Source organism: Actinosynnema sp. NPDC050801 (assembly GCF_040673975.1).
Classification (GTDB): domain Bacteria; phylum Actinomycetota; class Actinomycetes; order Mycobacteriales; family Pseudonocardiaceae; genus Actinosynnema.
This window is the reverse complement of record NZ_JBFAQZ010000002.1, coordinates 208,159-217,983: the sequence shown is the minus strand read 5'-3', so window position 1 is coordinate 217,983 and position 9,825 is coordinate 208,159. Positions and strand designations below refer to the sequence as shown.

Sequence of the window (9,825 nt, the reverse complement as noted above, 5' to 3'; positions counted from 1 at the left end):
CCCACCCGCGGGCCACGACCTCCCGCAACGCCGGTTCCACCGGCCGATAGCGTCTCGGCCGTGACCGCACACGACTGGCTGACCGACACCAGGGTTTCCTACGACACCGTGGCCGAGAGCTACACCGACTTCACCCGTGTGGCGTTGGCGAAGGCCCCGCTGTTGCGCGGTGTCCTGGCGCTGTTCGCCGAGGCGGCACGCGAGGTGGGCGGGCCGGTGGCCGACGTCGGGTGCGGACCCGGCTTGATCGCGGCCCACCTCGCCGGCCTCGGGGTGGACGCCTTCGGCATCGACCTCTCGCCCCGGATGGTCGAGATCGCCCGCCGCGACCACCCCGGGCTGCGGTTCGAGGTCGGCTCGATGACCGACCTCGACCTGGCCGACGGCTCGGTCGGCGGCGTGCTGGCGTTCTACTCCGTCATCCACGTCCCGGACGCGGAGGTCCCGACGGTGTTCGCGCAGTTCCACCGCGTGCTGCGCCCCGGTGGCGTGGTCATGGTCGGTTTCCACGTCGGCGACCGCGACCACCTCAAGACCGAGGGGTACGGCGGCCACCCGATGTCGCTGCACGTGCACCGGCGCCCGGTGGAGCGGGTGGCGACCTGGCTGCGTGCCGCGGGCTTCACCGTCGAGGCGCAGGTGCTCGTCGAACCGGACGCGGACGTGCCCGGCGGGATGCTGCTGTGCCGGCGCTGATCACGTCCACCACGCGCCCGGGGAACGCCTGGTAGCGGGCTCAGTCGAGGCAGAACTCGTTGCCCTCGACGTCCTGCATCACGATGCACGACTCGTCGTGGTCGTCGGCGGGCAGCAGCCGCACGCGGACCGCGCCGAGCGCGACCAGTCGTGCGCACTCGGCCTCCAGCGCGGCGAGGCGCTCCTCGCCCACGAGCCCGGTGCCGACTCGCACGTCCAGGTGCACCCGGTTCTTGACGACCTTGCCCTCGGGAACGCGCTGGAAGAACAGGCGGGGGCCCACGCCGTCGGGATCCACGCAGGCGAAGTCCGCGCCCTGGCGCTCGGGCGGCAGTGAGCGGTCGTAGTCGTCCCAGGTGGCGAACCCGTCCGGTGGCGGCGGTACGACGTATCCGAGCACCTGGCACCAGAAACGGGCGACGCGCTCGGGTTCCGCGCAGTCGAAGGTGACCTGTACCTGCCTGACCGACGCCATGGGTCCACCATAGTGGCGCGTGATCTTCACCGCGGGCCGGCGGCCGGCACGCCTCAGGTGACCGGCACGATCCGGGCGGTCACGAGTTCGCCGTCCGCGATGTCGAGCAGGCCGACGGTGCCGTGCGGTTGGCGGCGGCGGTCGGTGGGCGAGCCCGGGTTGAACACCCGCACGCCGTCGCCGGTCACGTCCATCGGGATGTGGGAGTGGCCGAACACCACCAGGTCGGCCTCGGGGAACCGGCGGCGCATCCGCGCGGTGCGGCCGGTGGCCTGGCCGCTGTCGTGGATAATCGCCACCCGCAGTCCGGCCAGGTCGAGCTCGACGGTCTCCGGCGCGCCCCACCCGACCACGTCCGGCCCGTCGTTGTTGCCGCACACCGCGGTCACCGGCGCGTACTGGGCCAGTTCGTCCAGCACGGCCGCCACGCAGACGTCACCGGCGTGCAGGATGACGTCCGCGTGGCGCAGGTGTTCCGCCACCGCCGGGGGACACGACTTCCACCGCCGGGGCGCGTGGGTGTCGGACAGCACGACTACCCGCATGGCGCGGAACCACCGCCCGGCCGGCTCAACCGACGGCCGGGCCCGCGTCGCCGCTGAGGGACAGCTCCTTGAGGAACTCGTGGCACTGCTTGGCGCGCGCGGAGTCCTCCTCCATCACGCGGCGGAAGAAGTCGGCGATCTCCTGCTTGCCCGCGTTCTCCGCGTCCCGGACGTACTGGCCGTAGTCGTGGCCGGCCTTGAGCGCGTGGTACTGCACGGAGATCAGGTCGTAGCTGACGTCGTCGAAGCCGGTTTCCCCGGTGGCCATGGTCCCTCCTCGGTCGTCGAGCGTGGTCGCCCTGTGCCATACCCGGCAGCCGCCCGGTCAACCACACCCTTCCGTCATGCGCTCCGGTGGCACCGGTCGTAGGTTGCTTGTACGGTGCCAACTTGGGTTGAGACGACAGCCTTGGTCGGACGTGACGCGGTCGAATCCGCATCCGCGGCTGGAGGAAAACCCATGAAGATCGCGCTGATCTCGGCGCACGCGAGCCCGTTGCCCGTGCTCGGGGACGCCGAGGAGGGCGGGCAGGACGTCCACGTCGCCGACTTGGCGGCGGCCCTCGTCGCCACCGGTCACGACGTCGTCGTGCACACCCGTCGTGACTCCCCTCGATCCCCCGACGTGGTGCGCGCCCGGCTCGGTTACGACGTGGTGCACGTGACGGCCGGACCGCCCAGCCCGGTTCACCCGGACGAGCTCCTGCCTCACCTGGACGAGTTCACCCGGTTCCTGCGCGCGCAGTGGCGGGCCGACCCGCCGGACGTCGTGCACGCCCACTACTGGACGTCCGGCGTGGCGTCGGTGCTGGCCGCCAACGGCCTTGACGTGCCGGTGGTGCAGACGTTCCACTCGTTGGGCGTGGTGGTGCGGCGCTCGGGCGACGAGGCCGTGCCGGAGGTGCGGCTGTCCACCGAGAGGTTGATCGGGCGCGAGGCGACCCGGGTGGTGGCCCGCTGCACGGACGAGAAGGACCAGCTGGTGCGCATGGGCGTGCCGCGGGCCCGGATCGCCCTGGTGCCGCAGGCCGTGGACGTCGAGCAGTTCAAGCCGGAGGGACCGCGGCTCAACCGGCCGCTGGCGCACCGGCTGGTCTGCCCCGCCGCCGGCGCCGGTGGCGTGATCACCGCGTTGCGGTCGGTGTGGGACACCGAACTGGTGGTCGTCGGCGGCCGGGCGGAGGAGGTGCGCCGGTTGCGCGAGCACGCCGGCGCGTCAGGGGTCGGTGACCGGGTGCGGCTGGTCGGCCGGGTGCCCAGGGCGGCGATGCCCGCGCTGATGAGGTCCGCCGACGTGGTCGTGTGCGGCGCGCCGGACGCGCCCGGCGTCACACCGCTGGAGGCCATGGCGTGCGGCGTGCCGGTGGTGGCCGCCACCGTCGGCTCGGCGATGGACACGGTCGTGGACAGCGTCACGGGCCTGCTCGTGCCGCCCGACGACCCGCGTGCGCTGGCCCGGGCGCTGCGCCCCCTGCTGGCCGACGAAGCCCGCCGCGAGGCCTACGGCATCGCGGGCGCCGACCGCGTCGAGGCCCGGTACAGCACGGTCCGGATCGCCGCCGAGACGGTCCGCGTCTACCGCGAGGCGGCGGGCCGGCCGGAGACGGTGGAGGCGTCGGTGCACGACGGCTGACCGCGGCGCGGTCGCGGCGCCGGGGCGGTGTGCCCGCCGGCGGCACGGCTCGCGGGACGGCTCGTCGGCGGAACGCTCGTCGGCGGGCCGGCTCGTCGGCGGGCCGGGGTCACGAGGGACGGGACCGGGTCACGAGGGGTAGGCGCGGAGGCGGTCCACGAGGTCGTCGGGGGTGCCGTACGCGCGCAACCGGATCGGCCTCGGGTCGCCGGGGTGCCGGTCGTACCTCAGCGCGGCCACGAACGCGACCACCTCGGCCGCACCCGGCAGCACGTCACCACCCAGGTAGGTGATGACGACCGGTGGCTCGTCGTGACCGGCGCGGACGGCGGCGGCCCAGCCGTACTCCTCGTCCCACAGCAGGGCGAAGTCCCGGTCGGGGAACGACGGCAGGGTCGCGTCCACGGCGAGCCCGGCCGTCGCGGGCGGGCCCGGGTCGACGTGCCAGCACTGGCCCGCCAAGCCGAGGCCCGCCGCGACGGCCCGCACGTAACGCCGCAGGCCGCGGGTCGGCGTGTCGCCGAGGTCCGGGTCGAAGTCCGGGTCCACGCCGCTCGCCGCCGTTCTCCGGTCAGGTCGCCCGGGGCACGCCGCCGGCCCGGACCGAACGGCCCAGCGCGAAGCCCAGCGCGATCATGCCGAGGCCCAGCACCAGGTGCAGCCAGTTGTCGGCGGTGTTCACCGGCACGAAGTTCGCCGCGCTGTCGTGGTCGATGATGAGGCCGTACAGCCACAGCACGAGGTACACCACACCGCCGGCGACGAGGTACAGGAACGCGTTGCGCGCCGTCCGGGCCATCGCCAGGCCGATGGCGCCGAACGCCAGGTGCACGATGTTGTGCAGGATCGAGACGGCGAACACGCCGAGCAGCATGGCCTGGGAATCGTGACCCGCGAACTGCAGCGTGTCGTAGTTGGTGGTCAGTCCCGGGATGAACCCGGCGATGCCGACCACGAGGAACACCGCGCCCACGACCGTGGCGGCCAGCTGGACCGGTGTGCGTGACATCGTTGTGTCGGGTCTTGACATGTCGACTCCCGTCGCATCGCGGAACCCACTTCCGATGCCGTCCGACTACCCGGAGCCGGGTGGGGCAAACGACCCGACCCCGCGCCACCCCACCGAGCCCGGTGCGGGCGCCCAACCGGGTCAGTGCACGACCAGCGGGACCTGGTCGAACGCCACGGCCAGGTCTGCCTCGATCCGGTCCGCGGCGGCGCGCAGCCCGGGCAGCAACCGCCGCACGGCCTCCTCCGGTGTGGTGCGGCCGACGTGCAGGGCCACGTTGACCGCCGCGACCACCGCGCCGGACCCGTCGCGCACGCCGACCGCGAGCGAGCGCAGACCCTCGTGCAGCTCCTCGTCCACCATCGCCCAGCCGTCCCGCGCGACCGCCCGCACGGCGGCTTCCAGCGCGTCGGGGTCGACGAGCGTGCGGCCGGTCAGCGGGCGCAGGTCGGCGGCGCGGATCAGGTCGGCCCGTTCGGCGGCGGGGAGGCCGGCCAGCAGCACGCGGCCCATCGACGTGGCGTACGCCGGCAGGCGGGTGCCGATCGCGATGTCGACCCGCACGACCCGGCCGGCCGCGACCCGCGCCACGTACCGGACCCGGTCGCCGTCGAGCACGGCCATCGACGCCGACTCCCCCACGCCGGCGGCCAGGTCGGCGAGGTGCGGTTGGGCGATGTCGGACAACGTGAGCGGCGCGAGGCGGGCGTAACCCAGGTCGAGCACCTTCGGCAGCAGCACGAACCGCCTGCCGTCGGTCTCCGCGTAGCCCGCGTCGCACAGCACGTGCAGCGCCCGACGCGCCGTGGCGCGGGCGAGGCCGCACGCCGCGGCGGCGGTCGCGATCGTGTGCCCGTCCGGCGCTTCGCGGAACGCCGTGAGCACGGCCAGGCCCCTGGCGAGGCCTTCCAGGAAGCTCATGCCGAGCTCCGCCTTCGCCGACCGCGGGTCGTCGGCGGGGGGCACGGTCCGCCGCGGAGGGGTCCGCTCGGCGACCCGGCGGGTCTCGCGCAGCGCCGCCTCCATGTCCGCCACCGCGGCGCGCAGCCGTGGCAGCACGGTGTCCGGGAACGTGTCGGCGGTGTGCCTGCTGGTGTGGCTCAACACGCTCACCGCGGCCACCGGCCGGCCGGCCGCGTCGTGCACGGGCGCGGAGACGGCCAGCAGCCCCGGCTCGACCCACTGGTCGTCCAGCGACCAGCCCCGCGCACGGGCCGCCTCGACGCGGGCCCGGAACACGGCCTCGCGGTCCGGTGGCGGGTCGGTCAGCGTCGGCACGGCGGGGAACCCGGCGTCGAGCGGGTCGGCGGTGCGGCGGTGCCGCCACGTCTCGAACCGCTCCTCACCCCAGGTCGCGGCCAGCACCACACCCGCGGCGGTGCGGTCGTCCGGCAGCACGGCGCCGACGTGGAACGCCAGGTAGACGGCACGCCGCCGGGTCGACTGGGCGATCAGCCGGGCGCCGTCGTCGTCGGGCACGGCGAGCGTCACCGACTCGTCCAGCTCGTCGGCGAGCCGGGTGAGCAGCGGCGCGAGCGGGCCGACCAGCCCGCACGACGCGAGGTAGGCGTTGCCCAGCCCCATGGCGGGCAGCGCGAGCCGCAGGTCCTGACCCTCGGCGCGCAGGTGGCCGAGGTGCAGCAGGGTCGCCGTGACGCGGTCGACGGTGGAGCGCGGCAGGCCGCTCGCCTTGGCCAGGTCGCCTCGGCGGAGCCTCGGCTCGGGGTGCGTGGCGACGGCGTGCAGCACGGCGAGCCCGCGTTCGAACGTGCCCGCGGCCTCGGTGGTGGTGGCGGCGAACTGCACGTCGGTTCCAGTCTGGTCGGTCGCGGTGTCCGGGGGGACATCGTAGGCGGACCTTGACGCGGACGGGCGGTCGAACAACACTCTCTGCACCTCCAGCGAACTGGTTTTCGCTGAGCGAACGGAGCCCTGATGACCCTGACCCGCGGACTCCTCATCGGCGGCCGGGATGTGCCCGCCGCGGACCGGCGCACCACCGCCGACCTGAACCCGCACACCGGCGAGGTGTATGCGACCGTCGCCGCCGGTGGTGTCGTCGACGTGCGGCGGGCGGTGGAGGCGGCCGACACCGCGTTCGGGTCGTGGTCGGCGCTGCCGCCGTCCGCGCGGCGGGCGATCGTGCTGCGGGCGGCCGACGTGCTGGAGGCGCGGGCCGCCGAGGCGGTCGCGCTGATGGCCGCCGAGGTGGGCGCGGTGGCCGGGTGGGCGCACTTCAACGTGGGGTTCGCGGCGAGCGTCCTGCGCGAGGCCGCCGCGGCGGTCACCCAGCCCGTCGGCGACGTGCTGGCCACCGAGGCCGAGGGCCGGTTGTCGCTGGCGGTGCGCGAGCCGGTGGGCGTGGTGGCGGCGTTCGCGCCCTGGAACGCGCCGCTGATCCTGGGCGCGCGGGCGATCGCGACACCGCTCGCCGTCGGCAACACCGCGGTGCTCAAGCCGAGCGAGGACGCGCCGATCGCGAGCGGCCTCTTCCTCGCCGACGTGCTGCGCGAGGCGGGCCTGCCCGACGGCGTGCTCAACGTCGTCACCAACGACCGGGCGGACGCGGCGGTCGTGGCCGAGGCGCTGATCGGCGACGACCGGGTGCGCGTGGTGAACTTCACCGGCTCCACCCGGGTCGGTCGGGTGGTCGGCGAGTCGGCCGCGCGCCGCCTCAAGCCCGCCGTGCTCGAACTGGGCGGCAAGAACGCCGTGCTGGTGCTGGACGACGCCGACCCGGGGCACGCGGTGGACGCGGTGGCCTTCGGCGCGTTCGCCAACGCGGGCCAGGTGTGCATGTCGGCCGACCGCGTCCTGGTCCACGAGTCGATCGCGGAGGAGTTCACCGCACGGCTGGCGATGAAGGTGGCCGGGCTGCCGCACGGTGACCCGACCGACCCCGCGACGGTGGTCGGCCCGCTGATCGACGCCACGTCGGCGCGGCGCGTGGCCGACCTGGTGGCCGACGCGGTCGGGCGCGGCGCGCGGGTGCGCGCGGGCGGTGGCCCACCGGAGGGCGCCCGGTACCCGGCGACCGTGCTGGACCGCGTCACGCCGGACATGCGGATCCACCACGAGGAGGTCTTCGGCCCGGTCGTGACCGTGCTCGCGGTGGCCGACGACGAGGAGGCGATCGCGCTCGCCAACGACACCGAGTACGGCCTCACCGCCGGTGTCCTGACCGAGGACACCCGCCGGGGCCTCGCCGTCGCGCGTCGGCTGCGCACCGGGATCGTGCACGTCGGCAACCAGACCGTGGACGACGAGCCGCAGGCGCCGTTCGGCGGCGTGAGGGCCAGCGGCTACGGCCGCTTCGGCGGGCGCTGGGGCGTGGAGGCCTTCACGACCACCCGTTGGCTCACCGTCGCCACCACCCCGTCCCGCTACCCGTTCTGACCCCGCGTACCGGCGCCCGTTTAGGGCAACCCGATCGGACCAACGGCAAGCACACGATCCGGGACTGTCCGTGCCCGTGGTGACCGGCCGACAATCGGGTCATGTCCGCAAGCGCCGACGCCGACGGCCCGCCCAGCGTCCTGGTCGTGGGCGCCGGCATGGCCGGCCTGGCCGCGGCGCGGGCACTGCGCGACCTCGGCCACCCGGTCACCGTCCTGGAGGCACGTGACCGCGTCGGCGGGCGGATCCACACCGACGAGCACGGCGTCGACCTCGGCGCGCACTGGATCCACGGCACCGACGGCAACCCGATCACCGAACTGGTCGAGGACCTGGGCATTCCGTACAGCTACGTGGGCGGCGACAGCGCCTACACCGGTGGCTTCGACAGCCTGGACCTGTTCGGCGCGGACCACCGCCTGGCGAACCACCGCCGCAAGAGCCGCACCCTGGAACTGGCCGACGACGTGCTGCACGAGCTCGAACGGCGGGCCGCGATCGCGCGCAAGGGGCGGCACCCGGACATGCCGCTCGGCGAGGCCCTCCGCAGGGTGCTCGCCGAGCGCGGGTTGTCGCCCGAGGACGAGCAGGCGGTCCGCTACCACCTCAACGTGATCCTGCGCGAGGACGTTGCCGAGGACGTCGACAAGCTGTCGTTCCAGTACTGGGAGGACGGCTACCTGGTCTACGGCTACGGCGACAGCGTCCTGCACCAGGGTTACCAGTCCGTGGTCGACGCCCTGGCCGAAGGGCTGGACGTGCGGCTGCGGCACGTGGTCACGCGGGTCGACACCGGCGGCGGGCGGGTGCGGGTCACGACCGACCGCGGCGGGTTCGAGGCCGACAAGGTGCTGGTGACCGTGCCGCTGGGCGTGCTCAAGGCCGGGGTGGTGGACTTCGAGCCCCCGCTGCCCGAGGCCAAGCGGTCGGCGATCGCCCGGCTCGGCTTCGGCACCCTCAACAAGATCGCCCTGCACTACCGCGAGCCCTTCTGGCCGCGGGACCAGTACGTGTTCGGCTACCTGTGCCGCGACACCGACCGCTACCCCACGGTCGTCATCAGCATGTGGAAGTCCCACGGCAAGCCGGTGCTGGTGATGCTGCTCGGCGCCTCGCTCGGCCGGGAGGTGGAGACCTGGTCCGACGAGGAGGTCGCCGGCTACGCCACCACCGTCGTGCACGACCTCTTCGGCGCCGGGGCGCCCGCGCCCGAGCACGTCTCGCGCACCGCGTGGTCCGGCGACCCGTTCGCCCGGGGCACGTACACCTGCATCGGCGTCGACTCCTCGTCGAAGGACATCGGCACGCTCGCCGAACCGGTCGGCGACCGGCTGTTCTTCGCCGGCGAGGGCACCAACCCCTACCACTGGGGCTGCGTGCACAGCGCCTACGAGTCCGGCCTGCGCGAAGCCGCGCGGATCAGCGGGGACTCCGCCCTCTACACCCCGCCGAGCGCCGGCACCTCACGTCGCCAGTCGCGCAACACCGACCGGATGCTGCGCTTCGCGCGGATGCGGATGACCCACATCACCGACCGCGAGCTCACCGAGCGGGTGGCGTGCCTGCGCGAGTGCGTCGACCCCCACGGGGTGCGGCTGTTCGCCTCGCTGGTCGACTCCGAGTTGGAGACGCTCGCCTCGATGTTCGACGAGATCCCGTTCACCGCGGGCGACCAGATCTGCCGGGAGGACGAGGCCGCGCACGGGGTGTTCCTCGTCGCGCGCGGCGAGGTCGAGGTCGACTTCGGCGGCATCTACCAGCGCGCGGTGCTGGGCCGGGGCACCGTGCTCGGCCACCACGACCTGTTCTTCAACGCCCGCACCACCTCGGTCACCGCGCTCGGCGACGACGTCGTGGTGCTCTACCTGGACCACTACCGGTACCAGAGCTTCCTCCACGCCTTCCCCGACGTGCTGATGCTGATGATGTCGGACCTGGTCACCCGCTGGGAGCAACTGGAGAACGCCCTGGGCTCCGCCACCCTCCCCACCGCCACCCGCCGAACCGGCGCCGCCTGACCCCGCGAGTCCTACCTTCGCGTCCCGCGTGTCCTACCTCCAGAACGCGCGTG

General features: G+C 74.0%; 10 protein-coding genes. 4 read left to right on the top strand and 6 right to left on the bottom strand.

What is annotated here, in order from left to right; genetic code table 11:
• The first annotated feature begins 60 nt into the window (after nt 1-60).
• Nucleotides 61-696: a class I SAM-dependent methyltransferase gene (locus AB0K14_RS05835; protein ID WP_360447897.1), complete on the top strand. Its 636-nt coding sequence runs from the start codon at nt 61-63 to the stop codon at nt 694-696.
• A gap of 40 nt (nt 697-736) precedes the next feature.
• On the opposite strand, the gene AB0K14_RS05830 is transcribed toward AB0K14_RS05835, so the two are convergent.
• From AB0K14_RS05830 to AB0K14_RS05820, 3 genes are read right to left on the bottom strand one after another with little or no spacing between them, the layout of a single operon-like run.
• On the bottom strand, nt 737-1,171 hold the full coding sequence (locus AB0K14_RS05830) for a VOC family protein (protein ID WP_360447895.1): 435 nt from the start codon (nt 1,169-1,171) through the stop codon (nt 737-739).
• A gap of 53 nt (nt 1,172-1,224) precedes the next feature.
• Complete coding sequence (locus AB0K14_RS05825) at nt 1,225-1,716, bottom strand: metallophosphoesterase family protein (protein ID WP_360447893.1); 492 nt, start codon at nt 1,714-1,716, stop codon at nt 1,225-1,227.
• Between the two features lie 25 nt (nt 1,717-1,741).
• Nucleotides 1,742-1,984 carry an acyl carrier protein gene (locus tag AB0K14_RS05820; protein ID WP_360447891.1) on the bottom strand — a complete coding sequence of 81 codons (243 nt, stop codon included), beginning with the start codon at nt 1,982-1,984 and terminating at the stop codon, nt 1,742-1,744.
• Between the two features lie 192 nt (nt 1,985-2,176).
• Between AB0K14_RS05820 and AB0K14_RS05815 the strand changes: the two genes are divergently transcribed.
• Entirely contained in the window at nt 2,177-3,349 is a 1,173-nt protein-coding gene (locus AB0K14_RS05815; protein WP_360447889.1) for a glycosyltransferase, read from the top strand.
• Between the two features lie 129 nt (nt 3,350-3,478).
• Here AB0K14_RS05815 and AB0K14_RS05810 read toward each other — a convergent pair whose 3' ends face one another.
• The 3 genes from AB0K14_RS05810 to AB0K14_RS05800 form a co-directional block, all read right to left on the bottom strand.
• Nucleotides 3,479-3,898 carry a DUF6292 family protein gene (locus AB0K14_RS05810; RefSeq protein WP_360447886.1) on the bottom strand — a complete coding sequence of 140 codons (420 nt, stop codon included), beginning with the start codon at nt 3,896-3,898 and terminating at the stop codon, nt 3,479-3,481.
• Nucleotides 3,899-3,920: 22 nt separating this feature from the next.
• The gene (locus AB0K14_RS05805; RefSeq protein WP_360447884.1) at nt 3,921-4,358 is read right to left on the bottom strand and encodes a DUF4383 domain-containing protein; all 438 of its coding nucleotides are present in this window, start codon (nt 4,356-4,358) and stop codon (nt 3,921-3,923) included.
• A gap of 141 nt (nt 4,359-4,499) precedes the next feature.
• Entirely contained in the window at nt 4,500-6,164 is a 1,665-nt protein-coding gene (locus AB0K14_RS05800; protein ID WP_360447882.1) for an IclR family transcriptional regulator C-terminal domain-containing protein, read from the bottom strand.
• 129 nt (nt 6,165-6,293) lie between these two features.
• Here AB0K14_RS05800 and AB0K14_RS05795 point away from each other — a divergent pair, with 129 nt between their 5' ends.
• Nucleotides 6,294-7,754 carry an aldehyde dehydrogenase family protein gene (locus tag AB0K14_RS05795; RefSeq protein WP_360447880.1) on the top strand — a complete coding sequence of 487 codons (1,461 nt, stop codon included), beginning with the start codon at nt 6,294-6,296 and terminating at the stop codon, nt 7,752-7,754.
• A 101-nt stretch (nt 7,755-7,855) separates the two neighbouring features.
• Nucleotides 7,856-9,772, top strand: coding sequence for an FAD-dependent oxidoreductase (locus tag AB0K14_RS05790; RefSeq protein WP_360447878.1), 1,917 nt, complete (start codon nt 7,856-7,858; stop codon nt 9,770-9,772).
• Nucleotides 9,773-9,825: the final 53 nt, after the last annotated feature.